This is a genomic window from Vagococcus sp. WN89Y (assembly GCF_052220145.1).
In the GTDB taxonomy this organism is placed as follows: Bacteria; Pseudomonadota; Gammaproteobacteria; order Enterobacterales; family Enterobacteriaceae; genus Kosakonia.
Genome location: NZ_JBQPOM010000002.1, coordinates 1 through 20,956 on the forward strand (window position 1 = coordinate 1; position 20,956 = coordinate 20,956).

General features: G+C 55.0%; 22 protein-coding genes. 2 read left to right on the top strand and 20 right to left on the bottom strand.

Annotated features, from left to right (window positions below; all coding sequences use genetic code 11):
- Positions 1-182: 182 nt before the first annotated feature.
- The gene (gene bhsA / locus ACTU3N_RS00115; protein WP_443084129.1) at positions 183-440 is read right to left on the bottom strand and encodes a multiple stress resistance protein BhsA; all 258 of its coding nucleotides are present in this window, start codon (positions 438-440) and stop codon (positions 183-185) included.
- 241 nt (positions 441-681) lie between these two features.
- Here bhsA and ACTU3N_RS00120 point away from each other — a divergent pair, with 241 nt between their 5' ends.
- Entirely contained in the window at positions 682-1,317 is a 636-nt protein-coding gene (locus tag ACTU3N_RS00120) for a TetR/AcrR family transcriptional regulator (RefSeq protein WP_443084130.1), read from the top strand.
- 486 nt (positions 1,318-1,803) lie between these two features.
- Here ACTU3N_RS00120 and ACTU3N_RS00125 read toward each other — a convergent pair whose 3' ends face one another.
- From ACTU3N_RS00125 to hinT, 8 genes are all read right to left on the bottom strand, one after another.
- On the bottom strand, positions 1,804-2,343 hold the full coding sequence (locus ACTU3N_RS00125; protein ID WP_443084131.1) for a glycine zipper 2TM domain-containing protein: 540 nt from the start codon (positions 2,341-2,343) through the stop codon (positions 1,804-1,806).
- Between the two features lie 191 nt (positions 2,344-2,534).
- Positions 2,535-3,839, bottom strand: a complete 1,305-nt coding sequence (locus ACTU3N_RS00130) for an NAD(P)/FAD-dependent oxidoreductase (protein WP_443084132.1) — start codon at positions 3,837-3,839, stop codon at positions 2,535-2,537.
- A 257-nt stretch (positions 3,840-4,096) separates the two neighbouring features.
- Positions 4,097-4,639 (bottom strand): alpha/beta hydrolase YcfP, encoded by a 543-nt coding sequence (gene ycfP, locus ACTU3N_RS00135; protein WP_443084133.1) that lies wholly within the window; start codon positions 4,637-4,639, stop codon positions 4,097-4,099.
- Positions 4,640-4,675: 36 nt separating this feature from the next.
- Entirely contained in the window at positions 4,676-5,707 is a 1,032-nt protein-coding gene (gene nagZ / locus ACTU3N_RS00140; protein WP_443084134.1) for a beta-N-acetylhexosaminidase, read from the bottom strand.
- The gene (gene thiK / locus ACTU3N_RS00145) at positions 5,704-6,519 is read right to left on the bottom strand and encodes a thiamine kinase (RefSeq protein WP_443084135.1); all 816 of its coding nucleotides are present in this window, start codon (positions 6,517-6,519) and stop codon (positions 5,704-5,706) included. Before thiK ends, nagZ begins: the two co-directional genes overlap by 4 nt.
- Positions 6,506-7,150: a penicillin-binding protein activator LpoB gene (lpoB, locus tag ACTU3N_RS00150; RefSeq protein WP_443084136.1), complete on the bottom strand. Its 645-nt coding sequence runs from the start codon at positions 7,148-7,150 to the stop codon at positions 6,506-6,508. Before lpoB ends, thiK begins: the two co-directional genes overlap by 14 nt.
- A gap of 10 nt (positions 7,151-7,160) precedes the next feature.
- On the bottom strand, positions 7,161-7,535 hold the full coding sequence (locus tag ACTU3N_RS00155; RefSeq protein WP_443084137.1) for a YcfL family protein: 375 nt from the start codon (positions 7,533-7,535) through the stop codon (positions 7,161-7,163).
- Position 7,536: 1 nt separating this feature from the next.
- Positions 7,537-7,896, bottom strand: coding sequence for a purine nucleoside phosphoramidase (gene hinT, locus ACTU3N_RS00160; protein WP_443084138.1), 360 nt, complete (start codon positions 7,894-7,896; stop codon positions 7,537-7,539).
- A 339-nt stretch (positions 7,897-8,235) separates the two neighbouring features.
- Here hinT and fhuE point away from each other — a divergent pair, with 339 nt between their 5' ends.
- Positions 8,236-10,413, top strand: coding sequence for a ferric-rhodotorulic acid/ferric-coprogen receptor FhuE (gene fhuE, locus ACTU3N_RS00165; protein WP_443084139.1), 2,178 nt, complete (start codon positions 8,236-8,238; stop codon positions 10,411-10,413).
- Between the two features lie 59 nt (positions 10,414-10,472).
- On the opposite strand, the gene ptsG is transcribed toward fhuE, so the two are convergent.
- The 11 genes from ptsG to ACTU3N_RS00220 all read right to left on the bottom strand — a co-directional run bounded on the left by ptsG (position 10,473) and on the right by ACTU3N_RS00220 (position 20,954).
- Positions 10,473-11,906 carry a PTS glucose transporter subunit IIBC gene (ptsG, locus tag ACTU3N_RS00170; RefSeq protein ID WP_443084140.1) on the bottom strand — a complete coding sequence of 478 codons (1,434 nt, stop codon included), beginning with the start codon at positions 11,904-11,906 and terminating at the stop codon, positions 10,473-10,475.
- A 296-nt stretch (positions 11,907-12,202) separates the two neighbouring features.
- Positions 12,203-12,997, bottom strand: coding sequence for a metal-dependent hydrolase (locus ACTU3N_RS00175; protein ID WP_443084141.1), 795 nt, complete (start codon positions 12,995-12,997; stop codon positions 12,203-12,205).
- 10 nt (positions 12,998-13,007) lie between these two features.
- On the bottom strand, positions 13,008-14,012 hold the full coding sequence (gene holB, locus ACTU3N_RS00180) for a DNA polymerase III subunit delta' (RefSeq protein WP_443084142.1): 1,005 nt from the start codon (positions 14,010-14,012) through the stop codon (positions 13,008-13,010).
- Positions 14,009-14,650 (bottom strand): dTMP kinase, encoded by a 642-nt coding sequence (gene tmk / locus ACTU3N_RS00185; RefSeq protein WP_443084143.1) that lies wholly within the window; start codon positions 14,648-14,650, stop codon positions 14,009-14,011. Before tmk ends, holB begins: the two co-directional genes overlap by 4 nt.
- On the bottom strand, positions 14,640-15,653 hold the full coding sequence (yceG, locus tag ACTU3N_RS00190) for a cell division protein YceG (RefSeq protein ID WP_443084144.1): 1,014 nt from the start codon (positions 15,651-15,653) through the stop codon (positions 14,640-14,642). Before yceG ends, tmk begins: the two co-directional genes overlap by 11 nt.
- Positions 15,654-15,658: 5 nt before the next feature.
- On the bottom strand, positions 15,659-16,474 hold the full coding sequence (gene pabC / locus ACTU3N_RS00195) for an aminodeoxychorismate lyase (protein ID WP_443084145.1): 816 nt from the start codon (positions 16,472-16,474) through the stop codon (positions 15,659-15,661).
- A 111-nt stretch (positions 16,475-16,585) separates the two neighbouring features.
- On the bottom strand, positions 16,586-17,827 hold the full coding sequence (fabF, locus tag ACTU3N_RS00200; RefSeq protein ID WP_443084146.1) for a beta-ketoacyl-ACP synthase II: 1,242 nt from the start codon (positions 17,825-17,827) through the stop codon (positions 16,586-16,588).
- Between the two features lie 89 nt (positions 17,828-17,916).
- Positions 17,917-18,153 (bottom strand): acyl carrier protein, encoded by a 237-nt coding sequence (gene acpP / locus ACTU3N_RS00205; RefSeq protein WP_000103754.1) that lies wholly within the window; start codon positions 18,151-18,153, stop codon positions 17,917-17,919.
- A 154-nt stretch (positions 18,154-18,307) separates the two neighbouring features.
- A complete protein-coding gene (gene fabG, locus ACTU3N_RS00210) occupies positions 18,308-19,042 on the bottom strand; it encodes a 3-oxoacyl-ACP reductase FabG (RefSeq protein WP_443084147.1) in 735 nt (244 codons plus the stop codon).
- 12 nt (positions 19,043-19,054) lie between these two features.
- Positions 19,055-19,984, bottom strand: a complete 930-nt coding sequence (gene fabD, locus ACTU3N_RS00215; RefSeq protein WP_443084148.1) for an ACP S-malonyltransferase — start codon at positions 19,982-19,984, stop codon at positions 19,055-19,057.
- A gap of 16 nt (positions 19,985-20,000) precedes the next feature.
- Complete coding sequence (locus tag ACTU3N_RS00220) at positions 20,001-20,954, bottom strand: beta-ketoacyl-ACP synthase III (protein ID WP_443084149.1); 954 nt, start codon at positions 20,952-20,954, stop codon at positions 20,001-20,003.
- Positions 20,955-20,956: the final 2 nt, after the last annotated feature.

A 20,956-nucleotide genomic window follows, 5' to 3' on the forward strand; every position in this document is an offset into this window, starting at 1 on the left:
CGGGGAAATCTGGAAGCAGTGTTTATAACAAAACGCCCCCGACCATCAAGGCCGAGGGCGGTTAAGATGTCAAAAACCCGTTATCCGGTGAAACGCAGTACCGCTCCGCTTAAGTGAACGGTATTACCACAGTGTGGAGCCTTTTTTATTGCAGTGGCATAAGGGTCAATGAGGGTTTGGCCTTATTTATACAATACTGCGGTACCGTGCAGGTTGCCCGGACCCGAAACGGAAGTGATGCGGAAAGATTTCGCGCCCATCTGCTCAGCTTTCTGCGCCAGTTCAGTTTCAACAGAGGCCAGGTTCGGGCCAGCGGTGACGCCAATAGAGGTCATGCGTTGCTGGTCTGCAGGAGCAGTCTGAACTTCTACTGCGGCGACACTTGCGAAGGAGAGCGAGCTGAGCGCGACGGCGGCGATAAGGGCTTTTACGTTTTTCATAGTCGTTACCTGTATGCAGATGAATGGTGTCGTTGATTATTTAATTAACGATCGATAGATAAATAATAAGTGTGATCACAGTCACACGTCAATACATTTTAGTAACGGACGTTAATTAATTTATTAAATGCTTAAAATTCATTGATATAGGATTTAATTATTTGTGCGATTTGCGTCTGGTCATCTCAGGGGATTATTTTTATAATGGTTGTTCAACAAAACAACACAAGTAAGCGGCACTATGAGCAATGATGTTAGCAATTGCAGTAAAAAAAGCCGTGGCCGACCCAAGGTGTTCGACAGGGAAGCAGCACTCGACAAAGCCATGACGCTGTTCTGGCAGCATGGTTACGAAGCCACATCATTATCTGATCTCGTGGAAGCAACCGGCGCCAAAGCACCGACGCTGTATGCGGAGTTCACCAACAAAGAAGGGCTGTTTCGCGCGGTATTAGACCGGTACATCGCGCGCTTCGCCAGTCAACAGGAAGCATTATTGCACTGTGAAGAAAAGCCGGTGGAACAGGCTTTGCGCGACTATTTCAGCGCCATCGCAACCTGCTTTACCAGCACCGATACGCCCGCCGGGTGTTTTATGATTAATACCTCGGCGACACTGGCGGCCTCTTCGCACGCGATTGCCAGTACTATCAAGTCGCGCCATGCGAAGCAGGAAGAGACGCTGCTGCACTTTCTGCGCCAGCGCCAGCTTGGCGGGGAAATCCCGCCTGACGCGAACCCACAAGTGCTGGCACAGTTTATTAGCTGTATTCTGCAAGGGATGTCGATAAGCGCCCGTGAAGGGGCGAGCTACGACAAACTGATGCAGATAACCCACACGACGCTACGCTTGTGGCCCTCGCTGATAGCAGCCTGACGCTCCTGCCGGGCAGTTAACCGCCCGGCTCTCTTCTGTGCGAAATAACGATAGGTAAAAACTATAGGATTATTCCCCCGCTTTGCTATGATTAATTGTGATTATTGATTAGCTAACAATTGATCAACGTAATACATAACAATAAGCGGCACGACCACTTTTACTTACCTGTTCTCTTTGATGTCTTATTTGAAGAAGGGCTTTTACTGACTAATCGCATGCAGAAGGAAAAATAAAATGATTTTGCTATTACCATTCATCAAAGTGCTAATAGTAATTACATTGTTATTTGGTCTGTGGGTATTGTGTGGTGGCTCGGTATTGTTCGCATTTATTTCAATCCTTATCACCGGGGTGCTGGTGGTTCGCCAACACAGTCTCATTTGACACGTAAAAAGCCTTGCACAGACGCAAGGCTTTTTTAATACACAAAAAAGACTCCTCAGCCTGAGCGATGAGGAGTCAACATGCAGAGTAGTGCTTTTTTTACGCTTTGTTATTCAGGATAAGCTGGCCGTTACTGTCCAGCGGGATCTGCGTTCCGGGGTCTTTATCCATACGGATTTTCCCCTGCTGATCGCCTATCTTATAGGTAACATCATAGCCCAGCATTTTTTCTGATTTATCGTAAACCGTGCTGCAACGCTGCTGCGTTGTGGTGTAGGTATCTCTTTCCTGCATACCGCCCTGGATTTGGTTACCCGCGTAACCACCGCCTAACGCACCCACCACGGTCGCCACATCTTTACCGCGCCCGCCGCCAAACTGATGGCCAAGCACGCCACCGGCAACCGCCCCGAGGACAGAACCAGTAAGACGGTGTTCATCCTGCACCGGGCGACGGTGCGTCACCGTTACATTCCGGCACTCCTGACGCGGCGTTTTCACCGTCTCTTTGATTGGCGTGGCGGATACGACCTGCGCGTACTGGGGGCCACGATTAAATGCACTCAAACTGGCCACCGCTGCAACGCCCAGCGCAGCGGCCACGCCAATTCCGATACCCGCTAACATTGATTTATTCACAGGATTCTCTCCCTGGTTTGCTATTGATAACAATTCTGCAATGCGCGCAGCATGAAAGCCAATCGGAAAGAGAGGAAAAAAACGGATAATTGAAACAGAAATGACTTATTCAGAGTTGTCTGAGCGCCTTTGCGGCTCTCGCAGCAGGATATTCTGCTCCCCCGAAATTTTCACAGGGGAGCAGAAAGGGATCAGTGCAGTTTAAGCCGCGGGCGGATCACCCGGTTGATGCTGCCCACCAGCATCATCAGACCGGTTTTGAAATAGCCGTGCAGCGCAATCTGATGCATACGGTACAGGGAGATATAAACGAAACGGGCGATACGCCCTTCAATCATCATCGAGCCGCGCATCAGGTTGCCCATCAGGCTACCCACCGTCGAGTAATTAGAGAGCGAAACCAGCGAACCGTGATCTTTGTAGACATACGCTTTGAGTGGTTTGCCTTTGATCTGCGCCAGAATATTGTGCAGCGCAAGGCTTGCCATCTGATGGGCCGCCTGCGCGCGCGGCGGCACGAAGCCCCCTTCCGGGCGCGCGCAAGATGCGCAGTCGCCGATTGCGTAAATATCCGGATCACGGGTGGTTTGCAGCGTCTGCTCCACCACCAGCTGATTGATGCGGTTCGTTTCCAGACCGCCAATCTCTTTCATAAAGTCCGGCGCTTTGATCCCAGCCGCCCACACCATCAGGTCGGCTTTGATGTACTCGCCCTCTTTGGTGTGCAGACCGCCCTCGTCCGCGCTGGTCACCATCGTCTGGGTCAGTACGCGCACGCCCATCTTGCTCAGCTCAGCATGCGCCGCAGCAGAGATACGCGGCGGCAGCGCAGGCAGAATGCGCTCTCCGGCCTCCACCAGCGTCACATTGAGCGCGTCGTTGCTCAGCCCTTTGTAGCCATAGCTGTGCAGCTGTTTCACCGCGTTATGCAACTCGGCAGACAGCTCCACCCCGGTCGCCCCGCCGCCCACGATAGCGATATTCACTTTGCCGTTTACGCCAAGGTTAGCGGAATATTTCAGGAACAGGTTAAGCATTTCCTGATGGAAACGGCGCGCCTGATGCGGGTTATCAAGGAAGATGCAGTGCTCTTTTACCCCTGGCGTGTTGAAGTCGTTCGAGGTACTGCCCAGCGCCATCACCAGCGTGTCATACGCCAGCTTACGCTCCGGCACCAGCAGCTCGCCTTTGTCATCGCGCAGCTCCGCCAGGGTAATCGTTTTGTTTTCACGGTTAATGTCCACCACGGAACCAAGCTGGAACTGGAAGTGGTGATTACGCGCATGGGCCAGGTAACTGAGCGCATCAACGCCCTCATCCAGAGAACCCGTCGCCACTTCGTGCAGCAGCGGTTTCCAGAGATGACTGTGATTGCGATCCACCAGCGTAATTTTGGCTTTTTTACCGCGGCCCAGCTTTTTTCCCAGCTGAGTTGCCAGCTCCAGACCGCCAGCGCCACCGCCTACAATCACAATTTTTCTTAATGGTGTAGTCAACGTGACCCCCTTAAAATATTAACCAATTGTTAACTAAAGGTTATAAAAATAGCCTTTAATTAACAAAGGCTTACGCGCATGATTTTTGTCATTGATACCGAGAATAGCATGAACGGATCATTGGTCATACCAAAATTGATATACATCAAGTTTTGATGATTAAAAGTTGAACAAGTGTAGTTGCAGCGGGGATAAAAGGGGATAAAAGGGGATAAAAAGAGGAAAATTCCGGCAGCAGCGGGCTGCCGGAACGGGGGTCATCCGAGCGTTTTAAACGCCTTGATGCGCTGCAAATGGGGGGAAATATTCTTGAACTTATGCGATTGCTCTTCGTCCCAGACGATTTCATAAAAGTGATGCAACATATCCGACGTGCGCTGGTTATCAAGCGCCTCATCGTTACGGGACAAAATCACCAGGCAGCGATCGCGGTTTTTCTCGCGGAAGTTAGCCACGCATTTGGTCGCGATATCCTCGTACTCTTCAGGGCGATCGATCTTGCCCTCCATGTTCTCATACGGAAACAGGTTCGGGTTAAGGATAACCTGACGGACATCGCACAAAAAGCCGATGCGCTCAGCCCAGTATCCACCCAGACCGACGCCGCAAATGAGCGGGCGCTCATCAACATTGAGTTGCAGCATTTTATCCACTTCTTTCAGCAGATGTTGCATATCATGCTTCGGATGCAAAGTACTGTAGCTAATCAGGCGCACATCCGGATCGATAAACTGTAACTGCAACACTTTTTCATGGTTGCCGGGACTGTTTGAGTCAAAACCGTGTAAATAAATAATCATGGTACCCTCACCACTTCGATCATCGCGTGCGCAGAGTTAATGAGCGGCTTTCTGCTCCTGCCAGCGCTCGTGCAGCTGCTCCAGCGCCTGGCTGACAGCCTTCCAGCACGGGGAGCTCATCAACTCCTGACGAGAAAAGGAACCTTTATGATACAATTGTGTAACACGCTCAGCATTGATCGGCGACAGGTTATCTAACACACTCACTGCGCCTTTACGATTATTGCAGACGAGGATCATATCGCAACCCGCGTCCAGCGATGCCTGCGCGCGCTCGGCATAACTTCCCATAACGGCAGCGCCCTCCATCGACAAATCATCGGAGAAGATAACCCCGTCGAACCCCAGCTCGCCGCGCAGCACGGTTTTCAGCCAGTACGGCGACCCGCTGGCGGGCAGCGGATCGGCGTCGCGATAAATCACATGCGCAGGCATGATAGCATCGAGCTTGTTCTGCTCAATCAACGCGCGAAACACCGACATATCTTTTTCGCGGATCTCCGCCTGCGGGCGATCGTCGTGAGGCGTCTCTTTATGCGAATCCGCCGTGACCGCACCGTGCCCGGGAAAGTGTTTACCGGTCGTTTTCATACCGGCGCTGTGCATACCGTCGATAAAACGCGTCGCCATCGCCAGCGCTTTTTGCGGCTGTGCGTGGTAAGAGCGCTCGCCAATGGCGGCGCTAATATGGCCAACATCCAGTACCGGCGCAAAGCTGATATCAATATCCATGGCGATCATTTCGCTGGCCATCAGCCAGCCCGCGTCCTCGGCCAGGCGACCGCCCTCTTCCAGACCGTGCAACGCGGCAAAGGACTGTGCGGCTGGCAGCCGCGTGAAACCGTCGCGAAAACGCTGCACGCGCCCGCCCTCCTGGTCCACCGCCACCACCAGGCGCTGACGTGATGCGCTGCGGATCTGGCGCACCAGTTCGCGCAACTGCTGCGGATCGTGGTAATTACGCGTAAAGAGGATCAGGCCGCCGACCGACGGATGCGCCAGAATATCGCGCTCCTCTGCATCCAGTTCGTACCCTTCCACATCCAACATGACCGGACCCACACTCATCTCTCTTTTCCTTGCTCGTTAAGCTGGCGCCATATCTCATTGGCCAGCGTAATAAATTGTTGATCGTTCGTCTGCTGCCAGCGGCACTCATACCAGCCCGCCATCAGCAGTAATACCCAGGGACGCCAGCGCTGCACATGCCGCCAGAGTTGCGCGGCATCCAGCGCGGCCTCGCGGGCATACGCCGCTACCAGCGCCCGCCGCGCAGCGTCATCCATCCACACGGCGGCCAGTTCGAGGGCGACATCACCGTCTCCGGCATATTCCCAGTCAATCAGTCTCAGCCCCTGCGGTGTGTGCACCAGATTGCTAGGATGGACATCCATATGCAAAGGTGCGAGCCGCAAAGGGTGCGGTTCGCCACGCTGGCGGAGCTTTTTTAACCAGCGTAGCCACCCGGGCGTGCGGCGGGCAGGATCGCACTGCTGCCAGTAACTGACAAGCAGCGGCAGCAGCGAAATGCGCCAGCCAAAACAGGCTTCGCGATGCAACGCGTGCAGCAGGGTTGCCAGCGACCCGCTGTCGGGCAACTGACTGTGTGTCTTTCCGGGAACATACTCGACGGCCATCCACTCACCCGCCCAAAGCCGCGGCTTCGGCGCAATCGTTGCGGGTAAATGCTGAAGCACGCGGTACTGGCGCAAGAATGACGAAGAGATACCCGGATGACGCTGGCGCAGCACCAGCGTTTGCCGCCCGTCGCTGATAAGACAACTCCCACCGCTTAGCCCGGTGTTCTGGCTGGCGACGGGAGAAAAGGTCGGGAAGTAGCGTGACAGTACCTCGTCACGCCTCTGTTTATTGTTGCGCAACGGAGCCTTTACCTGACCAGATAATCTCGCCCGTTTGCACCAGCATCAGTTGCATTTGCAACGTCGGTGAGCTGACGCTGCCGGTCGCATTTGAGTAGAGCACATATTGCGCCCCGACATTGCGGGCGATACCGATGGCTTTGCTGCGACTGCCGAGGCTGTCCTGCGCAGAAAGCCCCAGTTGCTGCTTCGCCATCGACAGTTGCTGCGCCGTCACCAGCGTAAAGGTGCCGTTATTTGCCAGCGCGTTACGCACTACGTCCGTCGCCTCGCTGGTATTAATTGAGCCGTTCGTCCGGTTATTCACGTTATCCACCAGCAAAATACTGCCTGCGGTCACGCCGTTAGCCTGCAGCATTTTACTGACCATGGGCTGCACCGCACCGTTCCAGTCGAAATGGCGCTCGCGCGGCACCGGTTGACCGTTTTCATCCTGATGCACAACCGGCCCAGGTTGCTCCGGTATCTCAGGAACAGACGGTACCGTCGGCAGAGGTTGCTGCGGCTGCGCAGGTTGCGTACCGCCCACCTGGTCAACCGGCGCGGGCTGTTGTTCATTTTGCGTAATACACCCTGAAAGGACCAGGGCAAGCGTTGTCAATAAAGCATAGCGTCCAATAGTTCTAATCAAGTGTCACCCCTTACAGGTAGAGATACAGTCTGACGCTGTGCGCCCCCAATGCCCCGGGGCTGCCATACAGCGTGACGGCTGAATTCGCCGGAATTGTCACGCTGCGCGGTTGCTCCAGAGGGTGCATCTCCAGACCTCTGGCGTCATACCAGTAAAAACGATAATGCACGGTTACAGGCTTCTGCCTTTCATTAAAAAGGCGCGAGGACGCGGAAGATTGCAGATCGCGCGCGTTAAAGGTGGGCGGCTGGGCGCTGATGCCCGCCGCGAGGATGCTGGACTCCATCACCAGCGTTTGATCGCTGGCCACCGGGATTTCCGGCTGCGAACGGCATCCGGCGAGCAGTAGCGCCGCAAGCCCCAGCGCGACACGTCCTCTTAGCATGTTACACGCCCTTGTGCGTCAGCATCGGCCCCAACGGTCGCCCGCCAAGCAGGTGCATATGGATATGGTAGACCTCCTGCCCGCCGTGACGGTTACAGTTCATGATAAGACGGTACCCATCCTGCGCAATCCCTTCATCTTTGGCGATTTTCGCCGCCACGGTCAGCATACGCCCCAGCGCCTGCTCATGAGCTTCGGTAACATCATTAACGGTAGGAATAAGGATGTTGGGAACAATCAGCACATGCGTCGGTGCCTGCGGGGAGATGTCGCGAAAGGCGGTGACCAGCTCGTCCTGATAGATGATGTCCGAGGGGATCTCGCGGCGGATAATTTTACTAAAAATGGTTTCTTCGGCCATGACGTTTTCCTTATAGAAGCGCGAGTTGCCCCCGCAGCTGTCGTCAATTACTTGCCATAGAGTATGATCGAGTTTCTCCAGTTCTTTCAACCATAACGCTCTTTTTCTTTCGCCTTTCAGAACGAGTCGCCGCTGTAATAACCAACCGGCGCTTCCCGCTGCGCTGAAATGCCATTTCAGTAATAAATGTCACATCTGTTTACATCGATTCTGTGAATGCGTATATTTCGCATTTGCATTTTCATGCGCAATTATTACTTACCAAATTAAAAAAAACCGCCAGGCGCGGCAACGCATCGCGACCCGGCACATCTTCTAACACACCATTAAGGGTTTATTATGTCTTTCACCGATCAGGTGCGTCCGCGCGTCGCGGCACCGTCTCTGCTTGCTGTCAGTATTGCTTTCGCGCTCGCCCCTGCTGCCAGCGTTGCCGCGTCTCCAAACCCGGAGGATACCGTTATCGTTGAAGGTTCAAACGCAACGACTGCATACAGCGAAGAGCAGGACTACAACGCGAAAACCACCGCAGCGGGAACTAAAATGACGCTGGTGCAGCGCGATATTCCTCAGTCGGTCAGTATTACCACGCAGCAGCGGATGAAGGACCAACAGCTGGAAACCCTGGGAGATGTGCTGAAAAATACCACCGGCGTATTTGAAAGCGTGGCGGATTCAGACAGAAGCACCTTCTATTCCCGCGGCTTTTTAATCGATAACTACATGATTGACGGCATCCCGACGATTTTTGAATCACGCTGGAATATGGGCGATGCGCTGTCTGATACCGCATTGTTTGAGCGTGTGGAAGTGGTTCGCGGCGCAACCGGCCTGATGACCGGCGCGGGCAACCCGTCGGCTTCAGTGAATATGGTGCGTAAACATGCCGACAGCCGGGAATTTAAATCCAGCGTCACCGCAGAGTACGGTAGCTGGAACAAGCAGCGCTATGTCGCCGATGTCTCGGCCCCGCTAACCGAGAACGGCAACATTCGCGGGCGTATGGTAGCGGGCTATCAGCACAATGACAGCTGGCTCGATCGCTACAGCCAGGAGAAAAAGTTCTTTTACGGCGTGCTGGATGTGGATCTCACCGAGGCGACCTCTTTCTCAGTCGGTTATGACTATCAGGAAATTGACGTCGACAGCCCGACCTGGGGCGGTCTCCCGCGCTGGTATACCGATGGCAGCAAAACGAACCCGAATCGTAGCGACAGCACGGCGCCGGACTGGGCTTATAACAATAAAATCTCCAAACGTACCTTCGCCACGCTCAAACAAAACCTCGGCAGCGACTGGCTGTTGACCGTCAACGGTACGCACACCGAGATGGAACTCGACAGCAAGTCCATGTATCTGGATGGCACCATTGATAAAGCCAGCGGATTTATGGTCAGCCCTTACGGCGCGCCTTACACCTATATTGGCGGCACCGGTTATAACACCGGCAAACGCAAAGTGGATGCGCTGGATGTCTATGCCAACGGTTCTTACGATCTGTTTGGTCGCCAGCATGAACTGATGGTTGGCGGCAACCTGAGCAAGCAAAACAACCGCTACTTTAGCTCATGGGCAAATGTGTACCCGGATGAGTTAGGCAGCCTTTACGACTACCATAATAACTTCCCGGAAACGAACTGGAACCCGCTGAGTCTGGCGCAGGACGATACTATCCGCCAGCAGTCTGCATATTTGGCGACCCGTATTTCACTCGCCGACCCGCTGCACCTGATCCTTGGCGCGCGCTATACCAAATATAAGCTGGAGACGCTGACCCAGGAGATGGAGAAGAACAACATCACGCCTTATGCCGGGCTGGTGTATGACATCAATGATACCTGGTCTACTTATGCCAGCTATACCTCCATCTTCAACCCGCAGGCGCTGCGTGATGAGAGCGGTCAATACCTCTCGCCAATCACCGGTAAAAACTATGAGCTGGGCCTGAAATCGGACTGGATGAACAGCCGCCTGACCACCTCGCTGGCGGTTTTCCGTATCGAGCAGGATAACCTCGGCCAGGCAACCGGCGGCGTAGTGCAGGGTACCGGTAGCGAAAGTGCTTACAAAGCGGTAGACGGCGCAGTCAGTAAAGGTGTGGAGCTGGAAGTGAACGGTGCGCTGACCGACAACTGGCAGATGACCTTCGGTGCAACCCGTTATCTGGCTGAGGACCAGGACGGCAACCCGGTGAACCCAAACCTGCCGCGCACCTCGATGAAAGTCTTCACCAGCTACCGTTTGCCAATGCTGCAGGATCTGACCGTGGGCGGCGGCGTGAAGTGGCAGAACCGTGTCTGGGCAAATGTCAGCACCGCTGATGGCAATTTCCGCTCCGAACAGGGCAGCTTAGCGCTGGTTGATCTGTTTGCGCGCTATCAGGTCACAAAACAGCTTTCAGTACAGGGTAACGTCAATAACTTGTTCGATAAAAAGTACGATACCAATATCGACAGCCGCACCTGGGTTTATGGCGAGCCGCTTAACTTCTCTGTCAGCGCCAGCTACAGTTTCTGACAGATTCCAGCCATTAAAAAGGGAGCCATTCGGCTCCCTCAGTCTCCCCTGACGATGTATTAGTTGCTGCGGATGTATTCATCCATCTCGGTTTTCAGGTTATCGGACTTGGTACCGAAAATCGCCTGTACACCGGAGCCTGCAACCACCACACCCGCTGCGCCAAGCTGTTTCAGACCAGCCTGATCCACCTTCGTCACGTCCGCAACGCTAACACGTAAACGCGTGATGCACGCATCCAGGTTCGTGATGTTCTCTTTACCACCGAACGCCGCAACCAGTGCTGGCGCCATTTCGCTGGATGCGCCCGCTTTGCTCTCCTCGCTCGAATCTTCCCGACCCGGCGTTTTCAGGTTTAGCGCTTTGATAAGCACGCGGAATATCACGTAGTAAACGATAGCGTAGCCAATACCGACAATCGGGAACAGCCACAGCTTGCTGCTGTTACCGCTCAGCACGATAAAGTCAATCAAACCGTGTGAGAACGAGGTGCCATCACGCATGCCCAGCAGGATGCAGATTGGGAATGCCAGACCCGCGAGGATCGCGTGAATGATATACAGAATCGGCGCCACGAACATGAAGGAGAACTCGATAGGCTCAGTTATCCCGGTCAGGAACGACGTCAGCGCAGCGGAGATCATAATACCGCCCACTTTGGCGCGGTTTTCCGGTTTAGCTGAGTGCCAGATAGCAATGGCCGCAGCCGGCAGACCGTACATTTTGAACAGGAAGCCGCCGGAGAGCATACCCGCGGTCGGGTCGCCCGCCATATAACGCGGGATATCGCCGTGGAACACCTGACCCGCCGCGTTGGTGTATTCGCCAATCTGCATCTGGAAAGGAACGTTCCAGATATGGTGCAGACCAAACGGCACCAGGCAACGCTCGATAAAGCCATAAATACCGAACGCCACAACCGGGTTCTGGTAAGCAGCCCACTGAGAGAAGGTCTGGATAGCGGTACCAATTGGTGGCCAGATAAAGGACAGCACGACGCCGGTGAAAATGGCAGCCAGGCCTGAAATGATAGGCACAAAGCGTTTACCGGCAAAGAAGCCCAGGTATTCAGGCAACTTAATGCGATAGAAGCGGTTAAACATATAAGCAGCAATCGCACCGGAGATAATGCCCCCGAGGACACCGGTATCTGCCAGGTGTTTGGCCGCGATTTCTTCAGCAGGTAAATGCAGGACCAGCGGCGCAACAACAGCCATGGTCTTAACCATGATGCCATATGCCACAACTGCAGCCAGCGCTGAAACGCCATCGTTGTTGGTGAAGCCGAGCGCAACACCGATAGCGAAGATCAGAGGCATGTTAGCAAAAACGGAACCACCCGCTTCGGCCATAACATGTGAAACCACCGCTGGCAGCCAGCTGAAGTTTGCAGAACCGACGCCCAGCAGGATACCTGCGATAGGCAGTACAGATACTGGCAGCATCAACGATTTACCGACCTTCTGCAGGTTAGCAAATGCATTCTTAAACATAATTGAGAGTGCTCCTGAGTATGAGTTCTTATTACGCTTTCGCGTATTGGCGCGGGGGGAGAGCCGCGCCGTATGAAGGACGTCTGAGCGTCCTTTTATTTATTACGAAGAGTAAAATAAATCGTGCCGGTGTTATTTGACGGCTATCACGTTTCAGTATGACTTAACGTCAAATATCAAAACTTTATAAATATTTTAGATAAATTTGCTCAAAAAACAACCTCCGCCACCCTCTCCGTGGCGGTGAACTCTACCGTTTAAACGTATTAATTACGAGCCCTAAAAAAACCTGATGTTCAGGCCAGGGCCAGGCGGGACGGGGCAATATGGAACAACGTGGCAAAGTTTTGCGTGGTTTGTTCAGCCAGTTGCTCGACTGAAACTCCCTTCAGCACGGCAACATATTCTGCAACATCGCGCGTCATCGCAGGCTGGTTCTCTTTCCCCCGATGCGGAACCGGCGCCAGATAAGGCGAATCCGTCTCCACCAGTAACCTGTCCAGCGGCACAAAACGTGCGGCGTCGCGCAGTTGCTCTGCGTTGCGAAACGTCACAATCCCGGAAAAAGAGATATAGAAACCCATGTCGAGCAATTTCCCCGCCGTTTCCCGATCTTCGGTAAAGCAGTGCAGCACCCCGCCGCACTCAGAAACCTTCTCTTCGCGCAAAATAGCCAGCGTATCGGCGCGGGCGTCACGGGTGTGAACAATCACCGGTTTATTCAGTTCGCGCCCGATACGAATATGGTTGCGAAACGACTCTTGCTGGCGCGCTTTGGTTTCCGGCGTGTAGAAATAATCAAGGCCGGTTTCGCCCATCGCCACTACGCCCTCTTCTGCCGCCAGCTGGCGCAGCGTCTCAACCTCCCAGCTTTCGTCCTGGTTTAACGGATGCACGCCGCAGGAAAACACCACGTTGTCACGCTCGCCCACCAGTTCGCGCATCGAGCGGTAGCCCGGCAGGGTTGTTGCCACAGCAAGGCAAAATTTCACATCACGCGCGGCGGCTTTCGCCAGCACATCGTCAACGTCTTTATGCAAAGACTGGTAATCAAGGCCATCAAGGTGGCAGTGCGAGTCGACTAAAAACATAATGTCTCTCTTACAGATGGGATACAGGAAGCGTGGCCCCGGATTGCAGGTCGCGTTCCAGCGTTAACAAAAGATCGGTCAGCAGCAGTTCGCGGTTCACACCAACGACACTCAGCAACTGTTCGCGGCAGGTAAACACCGCCTTCAGCAGCGCATGCAGCACACCGCTGCGCAACTGGCGGGCAAGTTGCTGCACCAGCGCCAGCGCGTCTACGTTCGTGATAAGCGTCGCGCCTTGCTGAATTTTCAGCGCATCAAGAAACAGCGAAGCGAGCCATTGCAGACGCTCGGCAACCTGATCATGGTTCAGCGTTGGCAGCAGAGCAAGCCAGTCACCGCTGGCAAGCGTTGCCGATAAGGCCTGGCAAAGCGCCTGGCGCTGCGCCCAGTGCGCCTCCTGCAACAGTTCCTGCGCCGCACCTGGCGAACCTGCCGACAGGCGTAGCGCGGTCAATATTGCTTCTTGTGACGCCGTCACTTCTCGTGCCAGCCACGTGCTGGCATAGCTTTCCGGCGGCGGCGCAAGGTGATGCAGGCGGCAGCGGCTGCGCAGTGTCGCAAGCAGGCGTGATGGCTCGCGGCAGCCAAGAAAGAACCACGTCCCGGCAGGCGGCTCCTCAAGCGTTTTCAGTAACGCATTGGCCGCAGCATCGCTGAGCATGGCGGCATCCTCGATCCAGACCACTTTGGCACCGCCCAGGCGCGCATGCTCGTAGAGCTTCTCGCTGACATCGCGCACCGCATCGATCCCCAGCGTGCTTTTACCTTTTTCCGGTACCAGCGCGTAATAATCAGGATGCGTGCCCGCCTGCATCAGCTGGCAACCCCGGCACTGGCCGCAGCTCTTATGCCCTTGCGGCTGCTGGCACAACAGAAAACGGCTTAATGCATAGATAAGCGCATCGTCCCCCATGCCGGGCAGTGCATGAACAAGTAGCGCGTGGTGGCCGTGCCCGCTCTGGTAGCTGGCAGCCAGCTGCTCAAAGTCCGGTCGCAGCCACGGATACCATTTCATGCGCCCTGCTCCTGCACCCAGGCGGTGACAGTCTGGCGGATATCGCTGATGACCTTCTCCAGCGGCTGAGTTGAGTCGATGGTGCGAATACTGGGATCCTGCGCGGCCAGCTCAAGGTAGCGGGCGCGGGTACGGTTAAAGAAGTCCAGCGACTCCTGCTCGATTCTGTCCAGCTCGCCACGCGCGCGGGCGCGTTTCAGGCCCACCTCCGGCGTTACATCCAGATAGAGCGTCAGATCCGGGCGAAAATCACCCAGTACCGCATCACGCAATGTCGCCAGCATGGCTTGATCGATACCACGGCCACCGCCCTGGTAGGCCTGGGTCGAGAGATCGTGACGATCGCCCACCACCCAGCAACCGCGCGCCAGCGCCGGTTTAATAACCGTCTCGACCAGCTGTACGCGGGCGGCGTAAAACATCAGGACTTCTGCTTTATCGCAAATGACTTCGTCGCCGACGGAGCGAATATCCAGCACCAGGCTTCGCAATTTTTCGGCCAGTAACGTACCGCCCGGTTCGCGCGTAAACACCATCTCACCCACGCCCAGCTCTTTCAGCGTTGCCACGATCACGTCGCGTGCGGTGGTTTTCCCGGCGCCTTCAAGCCCTTCGATAACGATGTATTTACTGCCCATTTTTTTCCTTAAGTACTTTCAGGTATTGCTGCACTGACCGGTTATGGCTGATAAGGTTAGTATTAAACGTGTGCCCACCTTTGCCATCGGCGACAAAATAGAGATACGGCGTCTTTGCCGGGTGCGCCGCTGCGCGCAGCGAGGCTTCGCCGGGCGTGGCTATCGGGCCTGGCGGCAACCCATTAATCACATAGGTGTTGTAATCGGACGGTGTTTCCAGATCCACGCGCGACAGCTTACCATTATAACGCGCGCCCATCCCGTAGATAACCGTCGGATCCGTTTGCAGGCGCATACCTACCCGCAACCGGTTGATAAACACCGACGCCACCTGGTCGCGTTCGCTGGCGACGGCGGTCTCTTTTTCAATGATGGAGGCCATCGTCACCAATTGGTTTTTATCTTTATACGGCAGATCCGGCGCGCGATCTTGCCAGGCAAGCTCCACCGCGCGCACCATTTTTTGATGCGCCCGTTTGAGCAGCGCCACATCCGTCGTGTTGGCGGTATACATCCAGGTATCCGGCCAGAACCAGCCCTCAATCCACTGCGGGTTTTCAAACTCCAGCGCGCTGGCAACGGTGGCGTAATCGTCGTCTTTCAGCGTGTGCTGAATATACGGCGCATCGCGGAGCTGGCGCAGGTAATCGCTCAGGCGCATCCCTTCCACCAGACGCAGCGGGAACTGCGCCTCTTTGCCGCTTTCCAGCAGTTGCAACATCTCGCGCACGGTCATGCCGGGGGTAAAACGGTACGTCCCGGCTTTAAAGTGAGAGAGCTCAGGCTCCAGGCGCAGCAGCCACTGGAACACGCGCGGGCGATTGATGACTTTTTCACGATAGAGCTGCTCGCCCAACGCCTGGCGGCCCGTTCCGGCCTTAAGGGCGAAAATGGTCTCGTCTTTGATAAGAATTTTATTGTTCGCCAGCTGGCGAACCTTCCACATGCCCGCGCCCGCCGCGATACCCATCGCGACCAGCAGGAGAAGGACAAACTTAAACATTTTTTTCATGACTGAGTTATCTGCTCACACAGAGGGGCTAAAAAATGGTACAAATCGCGCGCTGACCAGCTGTACTTATCCCACTGGCGGACAGGAACCAGCGGCATCAGCGCGTTGCAAATCACGACTTCATCGGCCTGGGCCAGCGCATCAGGCCGCGCCTGGACTTCGGCAACCGTAAACCTGGAGGCAGCCAGCTGGCGCAGGCAATATTGCCGCATGATGCCATCCACACCGGCCTGGTCAAGCCGTGGCGTAAAGACATTCTGCCCCTGACGCCACAAGATATTCGCCGCACAGCACTCTGTCACCCAGCCGTCACTGTCGAGAACTAACGCTTCATCGGCAGGCGTTTGCTCAAGCTGGGCACGAATAAGAACCTGCTCAAGGCGGTTGAGGTGCTTAATGCCCGCAAGCCAGGGGTTGCGTCCCAGCGGCACCGGGCTTAACGCCAGCGTCACCCCGTGTTCCCGCCAGCGCGCATAATGCGCCGGTGCATCAGACAGTGCGAGAATGCGTACAGGCTCGGTGCAGGAAGCGGCACTGTAGCCTCGCCCGCCCGCGCCCCGGCTCAGAATGACTTTTACCACGCCGGTCTCTTTGGCCTGGGCCAGGTTTGCCATCTCATGCGCCAGCACGCCCCAGTCTTCGAAGGCGATCATTAGCCGCGTGCAGGCAAGACGCAACCGTTCCAGGTGTGCATCGATAAACTGAATTTGCCCGCCAAGAATGCGCGCCGTGGTAAAGCAGCCGTCGCCAAACTGGATTGCCCGGTCGCTGGCCGAAAGCCAGGGCTGTTCTGTGCCATTAATCAAGAACATAGGGGCTCCTTATGCATGGCCGAACAGTTTGGCAGGATGGGAGACAGAGAACAAGTGGATAAACGGAACAGAAAAGGCCCGACAAGCGGGCCTTTCCTACAGCAGCAATTATCAGACTTTCCTGAAGACCAGGGAGCCGTTGGTGCCACCGAAACCGAAGGAGTTACACAGCGTGTACTCCATCCCGCTGACCTGACGTGCTTCGTGCGGAACGAAGTCCAGGTCGCAACCGTCATCCGGGTTATCCAGGTTGATGGTTGGCGGAACAGCCTGATCGCGCAGCGCAAGGATGGAGTAGATAGATTCTACTGCCCCTGCCGCACCTAACAGGTGACCGGTCATGGATTTAGTGGAGCTTACCAGCACGCTGCGCGCGGCATCGCCAAACACAGATTTCACGGCCTGCGCTTCGGCTTTGTCACCCGCCGGGGTAGACGTACCGTGTGCGTTAACGTAGCCAATCTGGCCCGGTTCAATGCCCGCATCACGCAGTGCGTGGACCATCGCCAGGGCGGCGCCTTCGCCGTTTTCCGGCGGTGACGTCATATGGTAAGCATCGCTGCTCATGCCAAAACCAACGATTTCAGCATAGATTTTCGCGCCGCGCTTTTTCGCATGCTCATACTCTTCCAGCATGATAATACCGGCGCCGTCGCCGAGGACAAAACCGTCACGGTCTTTATCCCACGGGCGGCTTGCTGCCTGCGGATTATCGTTGCGGGTAGAGAGCGCGCGCGCTGCGCCGAAACCACCGACGCCCAGCGGAGTGCTGGCTTTTTCTGCCCCACCGGCCAGCATTGCGTCGGCATCGCCATAAGCGATAATGCGCGCAGCATGACCAATGTTATGCACGCCAGACGTACAGGCGGTGGCAATCGAAATACTTGGACCGCGCAAGCCAAACATGATGGTCAGATGACCGGCTACCATGTTTACGATTGTGGACGGTACAAAGAACGGGCTGATCTTACGCGGCCCGCCCTTAACAAGGGAGCTGTGGTTTTCTTCGATCAGGCCAAGGCCACCGATACCGGAACCAATCGCTGCGCCAATACGGGATGCGTTTTCTTCCGTGACTTCGAGGCCAGAATCCTGCATGGCCTGTACGCCAGCCACAACTCCATATTGAATGAAATCATCCATCTTGCGCTGTTCTTTGCGCGAGATGATGTCTTCACAATTAAAATCCTTTACTAAGCCAGCAAATTTGGTTGCATAGGCGCTAGTATCGAAATGGTCGATCAGGCTGATGCCACTCTGACCGGCAAGGAGAGCTTTCCAGGTAGACTCTACGGTATTGCCGACAGGAGACAACATGCCAAGTCCGGTCACAACTACACGACGCTTAGACACGTTTGTCCTCCAGGGAGGGATAAAAAAGAGGTTCGTGGGACAAAAAAGATAAAACTCAGGCGGTCGAACGACCGCCTGGAGATGTTCACTTACGCCTGGTGACCGTTGATGTAATCAATGGCAGCCTGAACGGTGGTGATCTTCTCAGCTTCTTCGTCCGGAATCTCAGTATCAAACTCTTCTTCCAGAGCCATTACCAGCTCAACGGTGTCAAGAGAATCAGCGCCCAGGTCTTCAACGAAGGAAGCATTGTTGGTAACTTCTTCCTGCTTAACGCCCAGCTGTTCGCCGATAATTTTCTTAACGCGTTCTTCGATAGTGCTCATACTCTTAAATTTCCTATCAAAACTCGCTTTCGCGATGGTTTTCGTAGTGTATAAAATGTTGAAAAATTTGCAACTAAATCCCGGCAGTTCTTACCACGATTTTACGCTATTTTGCGGCTTTTGCCCCCAATAACGCAAATAATTTTCATCGTGGTTAAACCATATACATCCCGCCATTGACGTGCAAAGTTTCACCTGTGATGTAACTCGCCTCGTCAGAGGCTAAAAATGCAACCGCATTGGCGATTTCCTGCGCACCACCAAGACGGCCTGCAGGAACTTGCGCCAGAATACCCGCACGCTGATCTTCAGACAGCGCACGCGTCATGTCCGTTTCAATAAAGCCCGGAGCAACAACGTTCACTGTAATACCGCGGGACGCAACTTCGCGCGCCAGCGATTTACTGAAACCGATAAGACCCGCCTTCGCCGCAGCGTAGTTGGTCTGACCGGCATTTCCCATGGTACCAACCACAGAACCGATAGTGATAATACGCCCATGACGCTTTTTCATCATAGCGCGCATTACCGCTTTTGACAGACGGAAAACGGATGAAAGATTAGTATCGAGAATGTCGTTCCACTCGTCGTCTTTCATGCGCATTAGCAGATTATCGCGGGTAATACCGGCATTATTAACCAGAATATCCACCTCGCCAAACTCTGCGCGGATGTTTTCCAGGACAGACTCGATAGAGGCCGCATCAGTAACATTCAGAAGCAGCCCTTTACCATTCGCGCCTAAATAGTCGCTGATTGCCTGTGCGCCGCTCTCGCTGGTCGCCGTACCGATAACCTTCGCGCCACGGGCAACGAGGGTTTCAGCAATAGCGCGGCCAATCCCGCGACTTGCACCGGTAACCAGCGCGACTTTTCCTTCAAAACTCATGGTTTTCCTCTTTTATTGCGTAAGTGCCTCTGACAGCGCAGCCGGCTCGTTGAGCGCGGAAGCGGTCAGGGTGTCAACAATACGTTTCGTCAGACCGGTGAGGACTTTACCCGGACCCACTTCATACAGGTGCTCAACGCCCTGTGATGCCATAAATTCAACGCTTTTGGTCCACTGCACCGGGCTGTAAAGCTGGCGCACCAGCGCATCGCGGATAGCCTCAGGCGTTGTTTCGCACCGCACATCCACGTTATTCACCACCGGGATTTGCGGCGCATTAAAGGTAATTTTATTCAGCTCAACGGCCAGTTTTTCGGCGGCAGGCTTCATCAGCGCGCAGTGAGACGGCACGCTTACCGGCAGCGGCAGCGCACGCTTGGCGCCCGCCGCTTTACAGGCAGCGCCCGCGCGATCGACCGCATCTTTATGACCCGCAATCACCACCTGGCCTGGCGAGTTATAGTTTACCGGAGAAACCACCTGACCCTGGGCGGATTCTTCACAGGCTTTAGCAATTGACGCATCATCAAGACCGATGATTGCCGCCATTGCGCCCGTTCCTTCCGGCACCGCTTCCTGCATAAATTTACCGCGCAGCTCCACGAGACGAACGGCATCGGCAAAATCAATAACGCCCGCGCATACCAGCGCAGAATATTCACCCAGGCTATGGCCTGCCATCAGCACCGGGTTTTTCCCGCCCTGCTGCTGCCATACGCGCCACAACGCAACAGACGCGGTGAGCAGCGCCGGTTGGGTTTGCCAGGTTTTATTCAGTTCTTCCGCCGGGCCTTGTTGCACCAGCGCCCACAGATCGTAGCCCAGAACGGCCGAAGCCTGGGAGAAAGTCTCTTCAATAACCGGGTACGCAGCCGCCATATCAGACAGCATGCCAACGGTCTGGGAACCTTGCCCCGGAAAAACAAATGCAAATTGCGTCATGTTTTTATCCTTTTATTCAGAAACGAACCAGCGCGGAGCCCCAGGTAAAGCCGCCGCCGAATGCTTCAAGCAGGACCAGCTGACCCGGTTTAATGCGCCCGTCGCGAACCGCTTCATCAAGCGCACTGGGAACCGACGCCGCAGAGGTATTCCCGTGGCGATCCAGCGTCACCACCACGTTGTCCATCGGCATACCGAGTTTTTTCGCGGTCGCGCTGATAATACGCAGGTTAGCCTGGTGCGGCACCAGCCAGTCCAGCTCGCTGCGCTCAAGGTTATTGGCCGCCAGCGTTTCATCAACGATACGCGCAAGCTCAGTGACCGCAACTTTGAACACTTCGTTACCCGCCATCGTCAGGTAAGTCGCGCTGTCCGGATTGACCCGGTCAAGGTTTGGCAGCGTCAGCAACTCGCCATAGCTACCATCCGCGTGCAGATGGGTGGAAAGAATGCCCGGCTCTTCAGAAGCGCCCAGCACCACGGCACCTGCGCCGTCACCAAACAGAATAATCGTACCGCGATCTTCCGGGTCCAGCGTACGGGCCAGCACATCAGAACCCACCACCAGCGCATAGTCTACCGCACCGGTCTTTACGTATTGATCGGCAATGCTCAGCGCATAGGTAAAGCCTGCGCAGGCAGCTCCGACATCAAATGCCGGGCAGCCTTTAACATCCAGCATCTGCTGAATCTGGCAGGCGGCGCTGGGAAAGGCGTGCGTTGCGGAAGTGGTCGCAACAATAATCAGGCCAATCTTGTCTTTATCGATGCCAGCCATGTCAAGCGCGCGTTGAGCAGCTTCATAGCCCATAGTCGAAACGTTTTCATTTGGTGCAGCGATTCGGCGCTCGCGGATACCCGTGCGCGTCACAATCCACTCGTCGGACGTCTCCACCATTTTTTCTAAATCGGCGTTGGTGCGAACCTGCTCGGGCAGATAGCTGCCGGTACCAATAATCTTCGTATACATGT